This window comes from Sphingobium sp. TomTYG72 (genome assembly GCF_055394715.1).
The window spans coordinates 590,232-608,068 of sequence record NZ_AP027336.1 but is presented as its reverse complement, the minus strand read 5'-3'; the positions used below and the strand labels follow the sequence as shown (position 1 = coordinate 608,068).

The window sequence follows — 17,837 nt, the reverse complement described above, 5'->3', positions numbered from 1 at the left end:
GGGTCAAGTGCGCCCCGCACATGCAACGCCACATTGCATGCCACCCCCACTTCGGTATAGGGCGCAGCCATGCGCACGGCCGAAATTCACCGCAACACTGCGGAAACGCAGATCGACGTGACCGTCAATCTCGACGGAACGGGCATCTATACCGTCTCCACCGGCATAGGCTTTCTCGATCACATGATCGAGCAGCTGTCGCGCCATTCGCTGATCGACATGACGGTCAGCACGGTAGGCGACCTGCATGTCGACCAGCACCACACGACCGAGGATACGGCAATCGCCATCGGCGAGGCCGTGGCAAAGGCCTTGGGCGACAAGCGCGGCATCACCCGTTATGGCAGCGTCTATTCGCCGATGGACGAGACGCTTTCGCGCGTGTCGCTCGACATTTCGGGCCGTCCCTGGCTGGTGTTCAACGCACCCTTTACGGTGCAGCGCCTCGGCGAATGGGACACCGAAATGATCGAACACTGGTTCCACAGCTTCGCGCAGGCTGCCGGGATCACGCTGCACGTCGAAAATCTCTATGGCAGCAACAATCACCACATCGTGGAAAGCTGCTTCAAGGGCCTCGCCCGCGCGCTCCGGCAGGCGGTTGAGATCGACCCGCGCAAGGCGGACGCCATCCCGTCCACTAAGGGGATGTTGTGACTGCGCTAGCCCTCATCGATTACGGCGCAGGCAACCTTCATTCGGTCCATAATGCCCTGCGCAAGGCGGGGGCGGAGGATGCCCTCATCACCGCCAACCCTGAGGTGGTGGCGAAGGCTGACCGCATCGTCCTGCCGGGCGTAGGCGCCTTCCGCGCGTGCATGGATGCACTGTCAGCCATTCCCGGCATGATCGGCGCGATGAACGAGGCGGTGGGCCAGCGCGGTACGCCGTTCCTTGGCGTGTGCGTGGGCATGCAATTGCTCGCTGATGCAGGCGAAGAGTTCGGACGGCATGAAGGATTGGGCTGGGTTCCCGGCACGGTTCGGCGGATCGAGCCGACCGATCCCGCGATCAAGGTGCCGCACATGGGCTGGAACAAGGTCGTGCTGAACGACGCTCCGCCCCTGCTGGAGCCGGGCGAGGCCTATTTCCTGCACAGCTATCATTTCGAAGCTGCCGACCCTGCGCATGTCGCCGCAATCACCGATCATGGCGGCCCGCTGGTCGCTGCCGTCGCCCGCGACACGATCATTGGTTGCCAATTCCATCCGGAAAAGAGCCAGACCTATGGCCTTTCCTTCCTCTCCCGCTTTCTCGAGTGGCGTCCCTGACCCGCTTCAACGGATGTTGATATGTCTTTGATCGTCTTTCCCGCAATCGACCTCAAGGGCGGACAGGTCGTCCGCCTGGCCGAGGGCGACATGAACCGCGCCACCGTCTATGGCGACGATCCCGCCGCGCAGGCGCTTATCTTCGCGGAGGCAGGGGCCGAGCATCTGCATGTCGTCGATCTCGATGGCAGCTTCGCAGGCCATGCGGTCAATGCCGAAGCAGTGGAGCGCATCGTCGAAGCCTTCCCCGGCCATGTGCAACTCGGCGGCGGCATCCGCAATCGCGAGGCGGTGGAGCGGTGGTTCGACCTTGGCGTGTCGCGCATAGTCATCGGCACGGCCGCATTAAAGGACCCAGCTTTCGTCAAGGCGGCGGCGCGCGACTTTCCGGGTGGGATCGTGATTGCCGTCGATGCACGGGACGGTTTCGTCGCGACCGATGGCTGGGCCGAAAAGTCCGACATGCCCGTCGCGGACCTCGCCCGCCGGTTCGAGGATGCGGGCGTCGCCAGCCTGCTCTTCACAGACGTGGGCCGCGACGGCTTGCTCAAGGGCTGCAATATCGACGCGACCGTCGAGTTGGCGCGCGGCACGGACATTCCCGTGATCGCGAGCGGCGGCGTGGCGGGGATCGCGGACATTCGCGTACTCAGCTTGCATGCGGATGAAGGCATCGAAGGCGTCATCACCGGCCGCGCGCTTTATGATGGACGGCTGGACCTGAAAGCCGCGCTGGCGATCGCGAAGGCTGCGGCATGATAGTATCAGCATCCGTTCGTATCGAGCGAAGTCGAGATACGGGTGCAATCGTGGTTCTCGACTGCGCTCGAACCGAACGGCGGGGGGTGCGCCGCTCATGACCGTCTGCACCCGCGTCATCCCGTGTCTAGACGTCGCCAATGGCCGCGTGGTCAAGGGCGTGAACTTTGTCGACCTGCGCGACGCGGGTGACCCAGTGGAACAGGCGCGGGTCTATGACGCGGCGGGCGCGGACGAGCTTTGCTTCCTCGACATCACCGCCACCCATGAAGCGCGTGGCACTATATTGGATGTGGTGCGCCGCACCGCCGAAGTCTGCTTCATGCCCGTCACCGTCGGCGGCGGCGTGCGCAGCCCGGAAGATGCGCGAGCCCTGTTGCTCGCGGGCGCTGACAAGGTCGCGGTGAATAGCGCCGCAGTGGCGCGACCCGAAGTGGTGGCCGACATCGCCGACCGCTTTGGCAGCCAATGCATCGTAGGATCGGTCGACGCCCGGCGCGTCGGCGACAATCGCTGGGAAATCTTCACCCATGGCGGCCGCAAGCCGACCGGCATCGACGCGGTCGAACATGCGGTAAGGCTGGCGCAACTTGGCGCAGGCGAGCTGCTCGTCACATCCATGGACGGCGACGGCACGAAACAGGGCTATGACCTCGCCCTCACCCGCACCATCGCCGATGCGGTTTCCGTTCCCGTTATCGCCAGCGGCGGTGTCGGCACACTCCAGCATCTGGTCGAAGGCGTGATCGAAGGTCATGCCAGCGCGGTGCTAGCGGCCTCCATCTTCCACTTCGGCCAGCATACCGTAGCCGAGGCGCATCAAGCGCTTGCCGCCGCGGGCGTGCCCGTCCGTTCGCGATGAACAACTTTTCATTGACGGACTGGGCGGTGAAGGCTTGATGGACGGCATGCGCTCAACACTCTTCGATCTTGAAAAGACCATCCGGCAACGGCGTGCCGCTGACCCGTCCCAATCCTATGTGGCGAAACTGACCGCACGAGGCCGGGGCAAGATCGCGCAGAAAGTGGGCGAAGAAGCGGTGGAGACGGTCATCGCCGCCATGGCATCCGATCGCGAAGGCGTGATCGGCGAAAGCGCGGATTTGCTGTTCCACCTGATGGTTCTGCTGGCGGACCTCGACATTCCGCTGGACGCCGTGTTCGACGAACTGGACCGCCGAGAAGGCGTATCCGGGATCGCGGAAAAGGCTGCGCGCCCGCGAGATTGATACACAGCCGGAAAGAAATCCTCCCATCGGCGTTTCCTGATCTGCCTCAAGGCAAACAGGGAGGACGACGGCATGGTAAGGACGATCGCGGGCGGCATATTGGGCGGCTTCGCTCTTTTCGTGATCCGCTTCCTTTTCTGGCAGACGCCGCTCAGTGCCTTGGCGTTTCATCGCACGGGTGAAGCTCCCGGCGCGAACCTTCAGGCCGCACTGGCGCAATCTCTGACGCAGACCGGAACCGGGGTCTATATCGTCCCCGATCCGGCGACCGCGCAGGGCACCATCCTGTATGGCAAGGGACCGATCGCGACCATCTTCTACAACAATAGCGGCTTTCCGGTGACGGATAGTGCCGCGCTGATCGGCGGGCTCATCCTCGCCTTGATCACCGGGGTACTCATCGCCCTGGCGCTGAGATTCGCGGCGGCTGACTTCGGCAACCGCGCGCGCATTGCCCTGTTGTCCGCGCTCGCGGCCGTGCTGTGGTTGGACATAGGCCAAGTCGTCTTCAACCACGCGCACTGGGGATATAGTCTCTACCTCGCCTTCAGCGACTTCATCGCGCTGGCCGCCGCCGGACTTATCGCGGCTCGGCTGATCGTGACGGCTCCCGCCGCATCGGTTAACACTACGACGATGCACTAAGCCTCGTTTCCGCCTCTTCCGCCAGCCGGATCATGCAGGCGGCGTGACGTTCCGCCACCGCCATTCTGTCCTCGCCATAACCCCCACCCATGGCGCTGGCGAGCGGGATGCCCCGGCGACGCGCTTCCCGCATGACGGCGCGGTCCCGCGCTTCCAGCCCCGCATCGCTCAGCGCCAATCGCCCCAGCCTATCGTCGGCATGCGGATCAACACCGGCCTGGTACAAAATCAGGTCAGGGCCAAAGCTATCAAGCGTCTGGGGCAGCACTTCCATCAACGCCGCAAGATAATCGGCGTCACCCACCCCGTCGGGAAGCGCCACGTCCAACGACGATCGCATCTTGCGCACGGGGAAATTCTTTTCCGCATGGACGGACAGCGTGAAGACGTCGTCCCGCCCCTCCATCAACTGCGCGGTGCCATCGCCCTGATGCACGTCGAGGTCGAGAATCAACACCCGCCGCGCATCCCCTTCCCCGATCAGGCGATTCGCCGCGATGGCCAGGTCATTGAACACGCAATAGCCCGCCCCGCTGTCGTAAAGCGCATGATGACTGCCCCCGGCCGCGTTGGCGGCATATCCATGAACCATCGCCAGCTTTGCCGCGGCCCAGGTTCCACCGGGAGACAGCATGGACCGCCGCATCACCCGTTCATTCACCGCAAAACCGATCCGCCGCTCCTTTTCGGGCGGCACATTCAGACTGGTAACCTCCTCGACATAGGCCGTGTCATGGACTGCTTCGATCCAGTGGCGTGGCATGATCGCGGGTTCATGGACGGTAAAGGCGGCGCCACTTACCCTAAGTGCTTCCATAACCAGCCCATATTTATCAAAACGAAAGCGGCTGCCGCCTGTGGCAGGGGAAACATAGGCAGGATGGTGAACGACATGGAGCATCATCTTTTTTCCGCGATCATAAGTTTGAACGATGAGGGCTTTGCGCTATCTGGTCCAGCATGAACCGTCCCAATTTGATCCGTTTCAGCCTCAGCTCCCTCATGGGCATTGCCGCAGCACCAGTGCTCGCGCAGCCGCCTGCAGTTGTGCCGACGCTGCCCGCGTCGGCTCCGCCGGTCATCGCGCCGCCCGCCGTGGTGACGCCGCCGCCGGTGCCAATTCCGGCTCCATCGGCCGCGCAACAGGCTTGGCTCAACAATTGGTTGAAGGGCGGCGCTGAACAGGGACTGATGGCCCGCAGCAAGGCGACCGGCGCCCTGAGTGGCGACGCGTTGGTCACCGCCGTTCTGGACAGGGCCAAGGCGCTCAGCACCGGCAGGGTCGATACCGCCGACTTCCTCAATATCTGGGCTTTGCGCCCGGCAGCGGTCGATCCGCGCCCCGGCCTTGCCCGCGCCATTGCCGAAGACCGCCTGCCGCAATGGGCGGCCAGCCTGACGCCGCCCTATTCCGGTTATGACGGCCTGCGCCGGGGTCTTGCCAATTATGAGCAAATCCGTGACGCCGGGGGCTGGCCTGTTCTCGGCGCGAAATCCGCGCCCGACGCGGTGCGCAAACGCCTCGCCATCGAGGACAAGAGCGTTCAGCCCGGCGAGAAGCTGTCCGACGCGCTTCAGCGGGCGCAGCGCCGCTATGGGTTGAATCCCACCGGCCTGCTGGACGCCCGCACGCTCAAGGAACTCAATGTTCCGGTGGAGGACCGCATCGCCGCCATCATGGCGAATATGGAACGCTGGCGCTGGATGCCGCGCCAGTTGCCGGTCAACCGCGTACAGGTGAATATCGCCGCCGCCGTGCTCACCCTCTTCGAAGGCGACCAGCCTGTCACCTCGATGCGGGCGGTCACCGGATCGCCCGACAATGCGACGCCGATGCTGACATCCAGCATCCATTCGATCGTCGTCAATCCGCCATGGAATGTCCCCGCCTCCATCGCGAAGAAGGAATTGTGGCCAAAGGGTCGCGCGGCTCTGCTGCGGCAGGGCTACAAGATCGTCGGCACGCCAGAAACCGGCGAGCGGATCGTCCAGCCAGCGGGTCCCGGCAGCGCGCTCGGACGGTTGAAGTTTGACTTCAACAATCCCTTCGCCGTCTATCTGCACGACACGCCTGCCCGCGCGAAATTCTCAAGCTATGACCGGCTCGCCAGCCATGGCTGCATCCGGCTTGAAAAGCCCGTTCCGCTCGCGGAATTGATGCTGCAAAGCGATCCCAACCTTGCTGGGAAGGTGCAATCACTGATCGACACTGGTAAGACCCAGCGCGTGCAATTGCCCAAGGAAGTCGCCGTCTACCTGCTCTACTGGACCGCCTTTGCCAGCAGCAACGGCACGATGAACTTCCGGTCTGACCCCTATGGCTGGGACAAGCTGCTCGCCCAGAAGATCGAGGCATCCAGCCGTCGGCTCGATCCCACTGCCGCCCCGGCGCCCACCATCGCATCGAAGGACTAAGACCCCATGCGCAAGATTGCCCTCGCCGCCCTCGTTGGCGCGCTCGCCCTCTCCGCCTGCGGGAAGAAGGAAGACGAAACACCCGCAACCAACAATCTGGTCGAGCCGCCGGTGGAAAATGTGATCATCGAGGAACCGGAAGCTCCGCTGCCGCCAGCCAATAATGCCGCCGCGCCGGAACCTGCACCGCCGCCAAGCATTTCCGAGCAGCAGCAGATCCAGGACGACGCCGAAGCTACCGGCATGACCGCACGGCTGGACCAGTCGGCCGAGGGAAGCAATTCGACCAATTGAGCCGAAGGCTGGCCGCCTTCCGACGAACGGCGGCCGCCCATTTGCGCCCTGCTCTTTAAGCGGGCGCAGAGCTTTGCTATATTGCGATTCATGGATCGCCGCAGTTTTACGAAGGCCGCTTTAAGCGGAATCGCCCTTTCATTCCTAGCAGACGGCGCCGGACGCGCCGCCCTGATGGCCACCCCACAGCCTTCCGCGCCGGTGCCGCCGCCCGTAACCCCGCATCCGGTTACGCCCTTGGCGCAGCAACCCTATGCGCGACTGCTGGACCGGGCAAAGGCGGCGCTGGACGAGCATGCGCATATGTTCGAACTGCGTGACCGGATCGCGCTGGCCGATTTCAACGCTCCTTCGCGTGAGTTGCGCTTCCACATCGTCGATCTCGTCGGCGGTCATTCCAGCTCCTATCTGGTGGCTCATGGCCGGGGGTCCGATCCGGGACATTCCGGTTGGCTCCAGACTTTCTCCAACGAGCCAAATTCGCTCGCCAGTTCGGCGGGCGCGTACAAGACCGGACAAATTTACGAAGGGCAGCACGGCCGCGCCATGCGACTGGCAGGCCTCGATTCGCAGAACAACAATGCCGAGATGCGCGCCATCGTGATCCACGGCGCCGACTATGTGAGCGAAGATCATATCGCGTCATGGGGTAAGATCGGCCGCAGCGAAGGCTGCTTCGCCGTCGCCCGCCACATGTTGCCGCAGCTGCTGGGGCTGCTTGGCCCGGGCCGCATGGTTTATGCGAACAAGCTCACGGCGATGGGGGCTTGAAGAGGGGCGCACGCGCTCTAATTAATCAGCTTTTCCTCACCCGTTCGCCCTGAGCCTGTCGAAGGGCTTTATTTCTTTTAAGAAAGTGGAGGGCTTCGACAAGCTCAGCCCGAACGGGATTAAAAGGTGGTGCCGGTTAAATCCAACTCTGGTCTACCGCGCCACCAACTCGCAAAAGCGTCGGGCCATGGCGAACTCTTCCCGCCGTCTGGCTGATCGGGCGGCGGCTTCGGCATCCTCGCCCCACTGTTCGACTTCCCAGGCCTCATCTATTTCCGACGCGGTCCAGATCGCATCTGCATCATGCCCGCCCTCGACGATCGCCAGGCCGCAGACCAGCGAACCCGACAGGGTCACGAGCGTGGACAATCCCGCTAGCGTGAAAGGATCATAGGCTTTCACCGCCGCATCCAGCCGCTCCAAAGTCTCTGGCGGCTGATCGACCGGAATGATGCCTTGGGTCACGCGAAAGGTGACGTCATAACGCCGCCGCGCCCAGTCCAGCAGCGGGTCCCACGCCGCCGCCTCCCGCGACACCAGTTCCGCAGGCCCTTCGGCGCGGTAGCAGAGCAGGTCGCTGGTCCCATAATTAGCGATGCCCGAAGCGAAGCTCTCGCGATTGGGCGCGATCTGGTCGATGGCCCCGTTGGCAAGGCCGGTGAAAGGCATCGAGCGCGGATCGATCATATCACCCTGCCCGCGCCATTCCTCGGCCACAGCCTCCGCCAACCCCACGGTCGACAGGGCCAGCGCCGCGCGCGCGGGCGTTCGCACGGGACGCCCGTCCAGCTGGATTTCATGCCCAGCCTCGCCGGAAATCACCCCGACATCCTTGTAGAAGCGCCTCATTGCGGCGGCCTCCGAAACAGGGCCAGCAGCAGACGCGGCACGATGATGAACTGGAACAGGCCTACAACCACGAAGATCATGCCCATCGCCTTAGCCTTGCTGCCCTGCACCCAGTTGAAGCGCTCCATCAGGATGAGAAAGCCGAACATCACGAGCAGGGCACCCGAAAGGCGGAACATGCCAAGCGCGAAGTGACGCTGGCGCGCGACCTTTTCAGGATCGACGGGAGGGGGAGGAGGAAAGTCGGTCATGCTACGCGGATATGGTTCCTGAGTTCATCGCTGTCCATCGCCACGGCATGCGCGCCAGCCGCAATGAGATCGGCGGGCAGGTGATAGCCCCAGCCGACCCCCAACGCCCTCGTTCCGGCGCTCAGCGCCATGTCGATGTCATAGCTGGTGTCGCCGATCATCACCGTCGTCTCCGGACTCGCGCCCGCTTCCGCCATGGCGGTCAGCAGCATGGACGGATGCGGCTTGGACGGATGCCGGTCGGCAGTCTGAAGCGTCACGAAATGCGCATCGATGCCATGATGCGCCAGGCAGAGGTTCAGCCCCCGATCCGACTTGCCCGTCGCCACGCCCAGCAGCCATCCGTCGGCATCCAGTTCCCGGATCAACTCGGCTATCCCCGGATAGAGCGGATCCGACACCGCATTGTCGCGGCGCATCTGCTGGAAAGCGCGCTTGTAGCTTTCCGACAGATGGTCGTGGAAATCCGCCTCCGCTTCCGGCAGCAGTCGCGCGATCGCCAACGGCAGCGACAGGCCGACCACGGACAGGATCGTAGTCCGGTCAGGCGCAGCCAGCTTCTCGCCTTCAAACGCCAGCGTCATGGCGGCGCAGATGCTGTGCTGGCTATCGACCAGAGTGCCGTCGCAATCGAAAACGGCAAGGCGGTTGCTCATTTCTTGCGGGGACTCCCGCTACCGCCCGATCCGCGCGACCGCCGTTCACCACGACGCTCCTTGCGCACTTGCTTGGCATGGGCGCGCGCCGCCTTCTTCTCATCCTCGCGGGTTGGCGCGCGAGCGATCTCCTCGTCCAGCGGCAGGTCACCCGCGTTGATGTCGAAGCCCAGTGAGATCAGGCTCGCCGCGAAATGCTCGGGCAGGTCGGCGCGCACATCGACGCGGCCACCATCGGGATGATCGACACGGATGCGGCGGGCGTGCAGGTGCATCTTCCGACTGATCGAGCCGGACAGGAACGCTTCCTTGCCGCCATATTTGCCGTCGCCGACAATCGGATGCCCGATAGCCGCCATATGCACGCGCAACTGGTGCGTGCGGCCCGTATGCGGTTGCAGCTCGACCCAGGCAGCGCGGTTTCCCGCGCGTTCGATCACGCGATAGCGCGAACGAGCGGGCAGGCCCTCTTCCTCATCGACATGCATCTTCTCGCCGCCGGTGCCGGGCTGCTTGGCGATGGGCAGTTCGATCATGCCGTCATTGATCGAAGGCACGCCCATGACGATCGCCCAATAGACCTTGCGCGCGGTGCGGCTGGAAAAAGCCTTGGCGAAATAGGCTGCCGACCGCGCCGTGCGGGCGACCAGCAACGCGCCGGAGGTGTCCTTGTCCAACCGATGGACCAGCTTGGGCCGCTGATCCAGCTCATATTCCAAGGCGTCGAGCAGGCCGTCGACATGCTCGTCAGTCTTGGTGCCGCCCTGCGTCGCCAAGCCCGGCGGCTTGTTGATAACGATCGCCTGCGCGTCGCGATGGATCACCATATTCTGTGCGAAACTGATCTGATCTTCGCTCAATTCCGGCCGGACGCGGCGCGGCTTGGCGGTCTCGACAGCTTTCGGTTCGGCGGGAGGAACGCGGATCAGCTGGCCCTCGGCCACGCGATCGCCCGGTGCGGCGCGCGCGCCATCGACCCGCAACTGGCCCGTGCGAGACCAGCGCGACACGCTGTTGAACCCGATGTCGGGCAAATGCCGTTGGAACCAGCGATCCAGCCGGATGCCATCATCATCCGCACCCACGCGGAACTGACGCACGTCCAGCGAAACGCCTTTTCCCGCAGCAGCAGCCTTCGGCGCAGCAGCCTTCGGCGTTGCGGCCTTGGCCGGAGCAGGCTTGGCGGCAGTTTTCGCCGGTGACTTGTGCGCATCAGGCTTGCGCGCCCGCGCAGCCTTTGCGCCACCACGGGCGCGGCCGGGCGCGCCACCGCCGGGCTTGCCCCCGCGCGAGGGACCGGAAGGCTTGCCGGGAGGACGCCCCTTCATGCCACGCTCCGCATCATGCCAAGGCCAAGGACCAGCGCGCCAACAGCGGCGATCACTGACAGGGCGGCATAGCTCATCGCCATGCCCAGCTGCCCGCGCTCGATCATCAGCACGGTCTCCAGACTGAAGGAAGAAAAGGTTGTGAAGCCGCCTAGGAGCCCAACCGCCAGCAACAGGCGCAGGGCTTCACCCGACGCACTGCCGAACCGCGCCAGCCAACCCGCAAGCAGACCCATGGCAAAACCGCCCAGCACGTTCGCGGCAAAGGTGCCCCAGGGCCATTGCAAACCCGGCAGCATGTGACCGGCAAAGCGGCCCAGCTGGTAGCGCGCCAGCGCGCCAACCGCGCCGCCGCCCATGACAAGGAGGATATTGTTCATCCCGCCCGCCCTAGAGGCAAATCGCAGTAAAGAAAATGGCGGCGCGCGCCTTTCTGGCGCTTACCGTCCCTTGTCGGCGATTATATCGACATTCGTCCGCCCGCCCGACGCATCGGTGAAGACGAGCAGGAAAGCGGCGCCGTCGTCCGCGCGCGTGCCGCCGAGCACATGATCCCCGCCCATCACCTTGTATTCGGCGTCAAATCCGGAACGCCGCGCCTGCGTATAATAATAATCCATGACGTTCTGGCGGGGCACCGGCGTCACAAAAGTGGCCGCACGCAGCGTGCAACCATTTTTGTCCGCGCCCGCCGCCTCCGTCAGTTCAGCGCCCGGGTAAACGCCGAAGGGATCGGGCAGTCGGCTGGCCCACTGCATGCCATAGGCCAGCTGCTTGCGGCAGAAGACATTGCCGCCGGGCTTGTCCTGATCCTGCGCGGCGGCGGCCAGCGCAGCCGCCGGTTCCTTACCCTCACCTGCTGTTGGAGCAGGGGTCGCGAGCAGCTTGCCGCCCGCCAGCTTCACCGATTCGGCCAGTGCCTTGGCCGCGTCGCCACTAAGCTTCGGCAGACCCGCGATGGCAGAGCGTCCGGATTGACCCGTCAATTTGGGATCGACCGTGATCTTCCCTCCCAATGCTTCCTGCAAAGCCGGGTCCACCGCATTGTTGGTCAGCTGGGCGTCGAGGGCGTTGAGATCAGCCTCCTTGTCCCCCTTCCCGCAACTCGCCAACGGCATCGCGAGCAGCACGGCAAGGGCATAGACAGAACGGAAAGGCGGCATGGCTTAACTCCTTTGTAAACAAGAGGTGAATGTCAGGAGTTAATTTTTCGTTAGTGATTTTGGTAAATCGCTAAATTTTCCGATGCCATTAAGATGCGAATGGCATCCGCGCCCATCTTGTCTCCGGGCGGAACAAGGCCCATTTCATCACGATGCTAAACGTCCTCTCGGTCCTGATCGGCCTTTTCGCCCTCCTGCTGATGATCCCGGCTTTCCTGCCGCTTCTGGGGATCGCCAATTGGCTGCTGGTGCCGATCGCACTGTTTGGCGCCGTGATCGGGATATTATCTACCCGTAACAGCGGCCGCAACCTGTGCCTCATCGTCGCGGCGATCGGTGCGTTCCGCCTGTTCCTGGGCGGAGGCATTTTCTGAACCCGCATGATCAGCAGCTAAGGACGGGCCTGATCGCTGCGGTGGCGGCCTATGGCCTCTGGGGCCTGCTGCCCATCTTTTTCAAGCTGCTCCACGCCGTGACCCCGGTAGAGGTCGTGGCGCAGCGGGTCATATGGTCGCTCGTCCTGATCGTCGGCGTACTCGCGGCACGGCGGAATCTGGGCGCGCTTGGGGCAGCATTGCGCGACAGGCGGATCGTCCTGCCCCTCACCGCATCCGCGCTGTTCATCGGCTTCAACTGGCTGGTCTATGTATGGTCGGTCAATAACGGCCACGTCATCGCCGCCAGCCTTGGCTATTTCCTCAATCCACTGGTCAATGTCGCGCTCGGCGTCCTGGTGCTGAAGGAAAGACTGCGGCGTGGGCAGGCCATCGCCATCACGATCGCTGCGGTGGGTGTCGCCATCATGGCAGCGACGGCCTTGACCACCCTGTGGATCAGCGTCGGTCTGGCGGTCAGCTTTGCCCTGTACGGCCTTGTCCGCAAATTGACCCCGGTTGCGCCGATGGTCGGGTTGGGCGCGGAAACGCTGCTGCTCGCACCGCTCGCTCTTGCATATCTGCTATGGCTGTGGGGCCATGGTGGCATCAGCCTTGGGCAGGACAGCTATACCAGCAGCCTTCTGATCTTCTCGGGCGCCTTGACGACGGTGCCGCTGATCCTGTTCGCCATGGCTGCGCAGCGCCTGCCGCTTACGACGCTCGGCCTCATCCAGTATCTCGCGCCCACGCTGCAATTCCTGTGCGGCGTGCTACTCTATGGCGAGAAACTGACGCAGGGCCAGTTGATCAGCTTCGCGCTGATCTGGCTGGGCCTCATCCTGTTCGCAACCGACAGCCTCGCCGCCGCCCGCAAGAACAGGCTGGCGGCGGCGTAGGCCGGGGCGTTCAGGCGAACTCGGTCGCCTCGAAGCGCACGGCTTCGCCCACCGCTTCATTCGCCAGCGTATCTTCCCACATGACCCGGTTTCCGCGCACGATCGTCCCCACGGCCTTGCCGGTGAGGTCCATGCCTTCAAAGGGCGACCAGTTGCAGCGCGAGGATAGCCAATCGCTGCCCACCGTCCACCGCTTCTTGAGGTCCACCACTGTAAAGTCGGCATCATAGCCAAGCGCAATCCGCCCCTTGCCGACAAGCCCGAACACCCGCTGCGGCCCAGAAGAGGTCAGTTCGATAAACCGCCGCAGCGATAAACGCCCCTCCGCCACATGGTTGAGCAGCAACGGCACCAGCGTCTGGACGCCCGGCATGCCGCTGGGCGATCCGGGATAGGCTTTCGCTTTCTCCTCGATCGTATGCGGCGCATGGTCGCTGCCCAGCACATCGGGCACGCCCTGATTGAGCCAGTGCCACAGGCCATCCCGGTGTGAAGCCGAGCGGATCGGCGGGTTCATCTGCGCATAGGTGCCAAGCCGGGGGTAGGCATCCTCCGCCGCCAGCGTCAGATGCTGCGGCGTCACTTCGCAGGTGGCGATATCCTTATACCCGGCGATATATTCCAGCTCCGCTGGCGTCGTCACATGCAGGATATGGATGCGCCGACGCGCCTTGCGAGCAAGGCCGATAATCCGCTTCGTCGCGATCATGGCGCTTTCATCATCGCGCCACACAGGATGGGAGGACGGATCGCCATCGACCCGCAAATCCTTGCGCGCATTCATCCGCGCCTCATCCTCGGCATGGATGGCAACACGCCGCGTGCCGCTCGCCAACACACGCGACAGCGCCGCGTCATCATCCACCAGCAGGCTGCCGGTCGATGCGCCCATGAAGATCTTCACGCCCGCCGTGCCGGGAATACGCTCCAATTCCTTCAGCGCTTCGGCATTGTCCGCCGTCGCCCCGACATAAAAGGCATGGTCGCACCACATGCGATGGTGAGCGCGGGCCAGTTTGTCATGCACGCGCTCAGCGCTGTCCGTATTGGGGTTGGTGTTCGGCATCTCGAACACGGAAGTGATCCCGCCCAGCACGGCAGAGCGGCTGCCTGATTCGAGGTCCTCCTTATGCTCAAGGCCCGGTTCACGGAAATGCACCTGGCTGTCGATGCAGCCGGGCAGCACGTCCAGCCCCGTGCAATCGATCACCTCGCCCGCATCGCCCAGCGACGACCCGATCGCCACGACCTTGCCGCCGCGCACGCCGACATCGGTCTGCGCCGCCCCGCCGGGCGTGTGGACGGTGCCGTTTTTCAGGATCAGGTCGAAATTCTGGGACATGATTGCTCGCCGCTTGGATATGGTCGGCGTCTGTCCTACCTAAAGCCGATGACCGGCACCACCCTAACCGACCGCGCGCTACTCAGAATTTCAGGCGAAGAGGCGCGGCCATTCCTGCAAGGCCTGCTCACCCGCGACGTCCTGACGCTCAAGACGGACGAACCACGCTGGACCGGGCTCCTGACACCGCAGGGCAAGGCACTGTACGACTTCATTCTATGGGCCGATGGCGAAGATGTGTTGATCGATTGCGAGGCGGCGCAGGCCGACGCGCTGGCCAAGCGGCTCACCCTCTACCGCCTGCGCCGCAAGGTGACGATTGCCCGGGAGGAAGCACTCGCGGTCCACTGGTCGCTCGCAGCCACTGACAAGCCCGCCGACCCGCGCCTCGCTGAACTCGGCCATCGCTGGCTCGCTCCGCCCGCATCGGGCGACTCCTCCGCCCCCTTCCGCGCGCACCGCCTGTCGCTCGGCGTGTTCGAGGGCGCGGGCGAACTTGGTCAGGACCAAACGCTATGGCTGGAAACCAATGCGGGAGAACTGCGTGGCGTGGACTTCGACAAGGGCTGCTATGTCGGTCAGGAAAACACCGCCCGCATGCATTATCGCAGCAAGGTGAACCGCCGCCTCGTCGCCGTGCCCTTGGCCAAAGCCGACGAGAAGCGCCAACGTACCGCCCTGCCCGACCTCAACCTGTCTATCGAACTGCGCCGCGTCGAAGACATCGATCCCGCGACCCTGCCCCCATGGCTCGCCGCCGTGATCGCGGAGCAAGCCGCCGGATGAAGCGCCTCTTGCTTGCCCTGATCGGGGCTCTCAGCATTGCAGTGCCCGCATGGGCCGATACGCCCTGGACGCTGGTGAAAGCCTATCCTCACGACCCCAAAGCCTTTACCGAGGGCCTCTTCTTCCACGACGGCGCCCTCTACGAAAGCACCGGCCTTGAAGGCCAATCGGAAATCCGCAAAGTCTCGCTTGAGGACGGCAAAGTCCTCGAAAGCCGTACCCTCGCCCCCCAATATTTCGGCGAAGGCATCGTCAACTGGAAAGACCGGCTGATCAGCCTGACCTGGCGCCATCGCCAAGGCTTCGTCTGGAAACTCAACGGCTTCTCGCCCATTTCCCAGTTTCGCTATGAAGGCGAAGGCTGGGGGCTGACCCAGGACGGCCACAACCTGATCATGAGCGACGGCACATCGCAGCTTCGCTTCCTCGACCCCGAAACGCTTGGCGAGACGCGGCGCATCACCGTCACGTTCAACGGCCGTCCGATCGAGCGCCTGAACGAATTGGAATATGTGAAAGGCGAGCTATGGGCGAACATCTGGTACGACACGCGCATAGCCCGGATCGATCCCGCGACCGGCAATGTCATCGACTGGATCGACATAGCACCGCTCATCCGGGAAAGCGGCGTCGCCGATAGCGAAGCTGTGCCCAACGGCATCGCCTATGACCAAAAGCACGACCGCATCTTTGTTACGGGCAAATATTGGCCAAAGCTGTTCGAGATACGCCTGAAAGCCAAGTAACGACGAGCGCTAACTAGCCTTCTTGCGCCGCGTCTCCCAACCCTTCTTCGCCGCCGCAGATCGATCCGCTGCCGACCGCCCAGCCGAAGCGGCGCCACCCTTTCGCCCGCCCTTGCGCGAGGAAACATGCGTATCAGGCTTCCCCCGCCCCGACCCGGACTTGTTTCCGCCACCTGATTCCTTGTTCACCGTGGCCCAGGCCCGCCGCTCCGCCTCCTTGCGGGAAACGCCGCGATCCTCATAGCCTTCCTCGATATGTTCGGCCTTACGCTTTTGCTTGTCGGTATAACTGCCCTTGTCGCCACGCGGCATGATCGGTCTCCTGTCAGCAGCCCCTCACCGCCATCCAACGATCAGTCGGCAATCGCGTTCACAACGCTGCGCTTGCGTCACGAAACTGGCGGAACGGAAGCTGATGGGCGGGCGTTCCCCGGCTATGGAACAGCGCACCCTTATCGAACGGCTGGCCCGCCATCTCGCCGCGCACGAACCCGATCAGTGGCAGGCGCACGTAGCCGACGCGGCCAGCATCCTCGCCATCATGAAAGACCCCGACCCCGCCATGCGCGAGGCAGGTGACGAAGCCCAATGGCGCGCGATGATCAACGCCGCGCTTCGGGAACGGTGGGCCGTCACCACTCACCCGGGGGGCGATCATGCCGAACCCGGCACCGACGAAGAAGGCGAATTTTCCCTTCACCCCCAGGGCGTCACCCAGGACCGTGCCGACTGGGTCCATGTTCATGACAGGCAGGAGAAATCATCATGAAGGGGTTGTTGAAGCTGGCATTTCTCGGCGGGCTGGGCGCTGTGGCATGGCGTAGCTGGAAGGACCGGAAGGCCCCAGCCGAACGTGATGATCGCGCGCCGGTCGGATCGTCGGGAATCATCCGGGATGCCGGCCCCGCAGAACAGCATATCGCGCCCAGCGACTGGGACATGATCGATGAGCAGGTGGACGAATCCTTCCCGGCAAGCGACCCGCCCGGCAACTATCGCGGCGTCGCCTGACCTGCTCTGACCGCCGCAGTTGCCCCTGCCCCGCCCCGCCTCTATGAGACGGGGCCATAAAAGGCCGCGCGTCGGCATCGACCTACAAAAGGGGAAATTCAGCAAATGCCTTCGGGTCTCATCGCGCTGCTCGACGACGTAGCGGGAATAGCCAAGCTCACAGCCACGTCTCTGGACGATGTCGCCGCAGCCGCGGGTAAGGCCGGGTCGAAGGCGGCCGGGGTCGTCATTGACGATGCGGCGGTGACGCCCCGCTACGTCATGGGCCTGACGCCCGATCGTGAGCTTCCGATTATCTGGAAGATCGCGCGCGGGTCGCTGCGTAACAAGCTGCTCTTCCTGCTGCCCGCCGCGCTGCTGCTGAGCGCCTTTGCCCCTTGGCTTCTCCCACCATTGCTGATGCTCGGCGGCGCATTCCTCTGCTTTGAGGCCGTCGAAAAGCTGCTGGAGGCAATTCAGGGCGGGCATGACGTCGCGCAGGAAGCGCTTGCCACCCACAGTTCGCAGGAGTTGGAGGATCAGAAGGTTTCGGGCGCCATCCGCACCGACTTCATCCTTTCGGGTGAGATCATGGCGATCGCGCTCGGCACCGTGGCGGCAGAACCGCTTTGGGAACAGGCGCTGATTCTGGTCGTCGTCGCCATCCTCATCACAGCAGGCGTCTATGGCGTCGTCGGTTTCATCGTGAAGATGGACGACATCGGCCTGCATCTGACCGAACGCCCATCACCAACAGCGCGCAGCGTAGGACGCGGGCTGGTCCATGCCATGCCCATCCTGATGAAGATCCTGTCCGTGGTCGGTACAGCCGCCATGTTGTGGGTCGGCGGCGGCCTGATCGTTCACGGCTTGCACGAGTTTCACTGGGACCTGATCCCCGGCGCCATCCACCATGTTGCGCAAAGCGTTGCGGCCACCGCCCCAGCCATCGGACCTTTCCTGGATTGGACCGTGACCGCGATCGGCGGGGCCATCGTCGGGCTGGTGATCGGCGGGATCATCGTTGCGGTGCTGCACCTGTTCAAAAAGCACTGAAGCACGCGGCACG

General features: G+C 63.8%; 25 protein-coding genes. 16 read left to right on the top strand and 9 right to left on the bottom strand.

The genetic code is table 11. The annotated features are described in order from the left end of the window. Window positions 1–69 precede the first annotated feature (69 nt). From hisB to ACZ5U1_RS03165, 6 genes are all read left to right on the top strand, one after another. Entirely contained in the window at window positions 70–657 is a 588-nt protein-coding gene (gene hisB, locus ACZ5U1_RS03190) for an imidazoleglycerol-phosphate dehydratase HisB (RefSeq protein WP_196225873.1), read from the top strand. After that, window positions 654–1,271 carry an imidazole glycerol phosphate synthase subunit HisH gene (gene hisH / locus ACZ5U1_RS03185; RefSeq protein WP_464779338.1) on the top strand — a complete coding sequence of 206 codons (618 nt, stop codon included), beginning with the start codon at window positions 654–656 and terminating at the stop codon, window positions 1,269–1,271. The genes hisB and hisH overlap by 4 nt, the downstream gene beginning before the upstream one ends. Window positions 1,272–1,292: 21 nt before the next feature. Next, entirely contained in the window at window positions 1,293–2,030 is a 738-nt protein-coding gene (hisA, locus tag ACZ5U1_RS03180; protein WP_464779337.1) for a 1-(5-phosphoribosyl)-5-[(5-phosphoribosylamino)methylideneamino]imidazole-4-carboxamide isomerase, read from the top strand. Window positions 2,031–2,127: 97 nt separating this feature from the next. Next, window positions 2,128–2,892 (top strand): imidazole glycerol phosphate synthase subunit HisF, encoded by a 765-nt coding sequence (gene hisF, locus ACZ5U1_RS03175; RefSeq protein WP_449473180.1) that lies wholly within the window; start codon window positions 2,128–2,130, stop codon window positions 2,890–2,892. 46 nt (window positions 2,893–2,938) lie between these two features. Continuing rightward, window positions 2,939–3,259 (top strand): phosphoribosyl-ATP diphosphatase, encoded by a 321-nt coding sequence (locus ACZ5U1_RS03170; RefSeq protein ID WP_464779336.1) that lies wholly within the window; start codon window positions 2,939–2,941, stop codon window positions 3,257–3,259. Between the two features lie 72 nt (window positions 3,260–3,331). Then, window positions 3,332–3,904 carry a hypothetical protein gene (locus ACZ5U1_RS03165; protein WP_464779335.1) on the top strand — a complete coding sequence of 191 codons (573 nt, stop codon included), beginning with the start codon at window positions 3,332–3,334 and terminating at the stop codon, window positions 3,902–3,904. Here ACZ5U1_RS03165 and ACZ5U1_RS03160 read toward each other — a convergent pair. Beyond that, entirely contained in the window at window positions 3,888–4,805 is a 918-nt protein-coding gene (locus tag ACZ5U1_RS03160; protein ID WP_464779950.1) for a histone deacetylase family protein, read from the bottom strand. The genes ACZ5U1_RS03165 and ACZ5U1_RS03160 overlap by 17 nt on opposite strands. Before the next feature lie 59 nt (window positions 4,806–4,864). Here ACZ5U1_RS03160 and ACZ5U1_RS03155 point away from each other — a divergent pair, with 59 nt between their 5' ends. The 3 genes from ACZ5U1_RS03155 to ACZ5U1_RS03145 all read left to right on the top strand — a co-directional run bounded on the left by ACZ5U1_RS03155 (window position 4,865) and on the right by ACZ5U1_RS03145 (window position 7,384). Further along, on the top strand, window positions 4,865–6,319 hold the full coding sequence (locus ACZ5U1_RS03155) for a L,D-transpeptidase family protein (RefSeq protein WP_464779334.1): 1,455 nt from the start codon (window positions 4,865–4,867) through the stop codon (window positions 6,317–6,319). 6 nt (window positions 6,320–6,325) lie between these two features. Then, complete coding sequence (locus ACZ5U1_RS03150; protein ID WP_464779333.1) at window positions 6,326–6,613, top strand: hypothetical protein; 288 nt, start codon at window positions 6,326–6,328, stop codon at window positions 6,611–6,613. A 90-nt stretch (window positions 6,614–6,703) separates the two neighbouring features. Further along, a complete protein-coding gene (locus tag ACZ5U1_RS03145) occupies window positions 6,704–7,384 on the top strand; it encodes a murein L,D-transpeptidase catalytic domain-containing protein (protein WP_464779332.1) in 681 nt (226 codons plus the stop codon). Window positions 7,385–7,537: 153 nt separating this feature from the next. Here the strand turns inward: ACZ5U1_RS03145 and ACZ5U1_RS03140 are convergent, their stop codons facing one another. From ACZ5U1_RS03140 to ACZ5U1_RS03115, 6 genes are read right to left on the bottom strand one after another with little or no spacing between them, the layout of a single operon-like run. Beyond that, window positions 7,538–8,233: an ATP12 family chaperone protein gene (locus ACZ5U1_RS03140; RefSeq protein WP_464779331.1), complete on the bottom strand. Its 696-nt coding sequence runs from the start codon at window positions 8,231–8,233 to the stop codon at window positions 7,538–7,540. Continuing rightward, complete coding sequence (locus ACZ5U1_RS03135) at window positions 8,230–8,484, bottom strand: hypothetical protein (protein WP_464779330.1); 255 nt, start codon at window positions 8,482–8,484, stop codon at window positions 8,230–8,232. The genes ACZ5U1_RS03140 and ACZ5U1_RS03135 overlap by 4 nt, the downstream gene beginning before the upstream one ends. Beyond that, window positions 8,481–9,140 carry an HAD-IA family hydrolase gene (locus ACZ5U1_RS03130; RefSeq protein WP_464779329.1) on the bottom strand — a complete coding sequence of 220 codons (660 nt, stop codon included), beginning with the start codon at window positions 9,138–9,140 and terminating at the stop codon, window positions 8,481–8,483. The genes ACZ5U1_RS03135 and ACZ5U1_RS03130 overlap by 4 nt, the downstream gene beginning before the upstream one ends. Continuing rightward, the gene (locus ACZ5U1_RS03125; RefSeq protein WP_464779328.1) at window positions 9,137–10,468 is read right to left on the bottom strand and encodes an RluA family pseudouridine synthase; all 1,332 of its coding nucleotides are present in this window, start codon (window positions 10,466–10,468) and stop codon (window positions 9,137–9,139) included. The genes ACZ5U1_RS03130 and ACZ5U1_RS03125 overlap by 4 nt, the downstream gene beginning before the upstream one ends. Then, window positions 10,465–10,848, bottom strand: coding sequence for a fluoride efflux transporter CrcB (gene crcB / locus ACZ5U1_RS03120; RefSeq protein ID WP_464779327.1), 384 nt, complete (start codon window positions 10,846–10,848; stop codon window positions 10,465–10,467). Before crcB ends, ACZ5U1_RS03125 begins: the two co-directional genes overlap by 4 nt. Window positions 10,849–10,908: 60 nt before the next feature. Further along, window positions 10,909–11,631, bottom strand: a complete 723-nt coding sequence (locus tag ACZ5U1_RS03115; protein ID WP_464779326.1) for a hypothetical protein — start codon at window positions 11,629–11,631, stop codon at window positions 10,909–10,911. Between the two features lie 152 nt (window positions 11,632–11,783). Here ACZ5U1_RS03115 and ACZ5U1_RS03110 point away from each other — a divergent pair, with 152 nt between their 5' ends. Together ACZ5U1_RS03110 and rarD are read left to right on the top strand one after the other, a co-directional pair. Continuing rightward, a complete protein-coding gene (locus ACZ5U1_RS03110) occupies window positions 11,784–12,005 on the top strand; it encodes a hypothetical protein (protein WP_196225858.1) in 222 nt (73 codons plus the stop codon). Between the two features lie 41 nt (window positions 12,006–12,046). Next, window positions 12,047–12,904, top strand: a complete 858-nt coding sequence (gene rarD / locus ACZ5U1_RS03105) for an EamA family transporter RarD (protein WP_464779325.1) — start codon at window positions 12,047–12,049, stop codon at window positions 12,902–12,904. 10 nt (window positions 12,905–12,914) lie between these two features. Here rarD and ACZ5U1_RS03100 read toward each other — a convergent pair whose 3' ends face one another. Then, entirely contained in the window at window positions 12,915–14,246 is a 1,332-nt protein-coding gene (locus ACZ5U1_RS03100) for a dihydroorotase (RefSeq protein WP_464779324.1), read from the bottom strand. Window positions 14,247–14,294: 48 nt separating this feature from the next. On the opposite strand from ACZ5U1_RS03100, the gene ygfZ reads away from it, so the two are divergent. Further along, window positions 14,295–15,032 carry a CAF17-like 4Fe-4S cluster assembly/insertion protein YgfZ gene (gene ygfZ / locus ACZ5U1_RS03095; protein ID WP_464779323.1) on the top strand — a complete coding sequence of 246 codons (738 nt, stop codon included), beginning with the start codon at window positions 14,295–14,297 and terminating at the stop codon, window positions 15,030–15,032. Further along, complete coding sequence (locus tag ACZ5U1_RS03090; RefSeq protein WP_464779322.1) at window positions 15,029–15,778, top strand: glutaminyl-peptide cyclotransferase; 750 nt, start codon at window positions 15,029–15,031, stop codon at window positions 15,776–15,778. Before ygfZ ends, ACZ5U1_RS03090 begins: the two co-directional genes overlap by 4 nt. 9 nt (window positions 15,779–15,787) lie before the next feature. Here ACZ5U1_RS03090 and ACZ5U1_RS03085 read toward each other — a convergent pair whose 3' ends face one another. Beyond that, complete coding sequence (locus ACZ5U1_RS03085) at window positions 15,788–16,090, bottom strand: plasmid stabilization protein (RefSeq protein ID WP_464779321.1); 303 nt, start codon at window positions 16,088–16,090, stop codon at window positions 15,788–15,790. 124 nt (window positions 16,091–16,214) lie between these two features. On the opposite strand from ACZ5U1_RS03085, the gene ACZ5U1_RS03080 reads away from it, so the two are divergent. The 3 genes from ACZ5U1_RS03080 (at window position 16,215) to ACZ5U1_RS03070 (ending at window position 17,824) form a co-directional block, all read left to right on the top strand. Then, complete coding sequence (locus tag ACZ5U1_RS03080) at window positions 16,215–16,547, top strand: hypothetical protein (protein ID WP_464779949.1); 333 nt, start codon at window positions 16,215–16,217, stop codon at window positions 16,545–16,547. Continuing rightward, window positions 16,544–16,789, top strand: a complete 246-nt coding sequence (locus tag ACZ5U1_RS03075; RefSeq protein ID WP_464779320.1) for a hypothetical protein — start codon at window positions 16,544–16,546, stop codon at window positions 16,787–16,789. Before ACZ5U1_RS03080 ends, ACZ5U1_RS03075 begins: the two co-directional genes overlap by 4 nt. 105 nt (window positions 16,790–16,894) lie before the next feature. Next, a complete protein-coding gene (locus ACZ5U1_RS03070) occupies window positions 16,895–17,824 on the top strand; it encodes a DUF808 domain-containing protein (protein ID WP_464779319.1) in 930 nt (309 codons plus the stop codon). The last annotated feature ends 13 nt before the right edge of the window (window positions 17,825–17,837 follow it).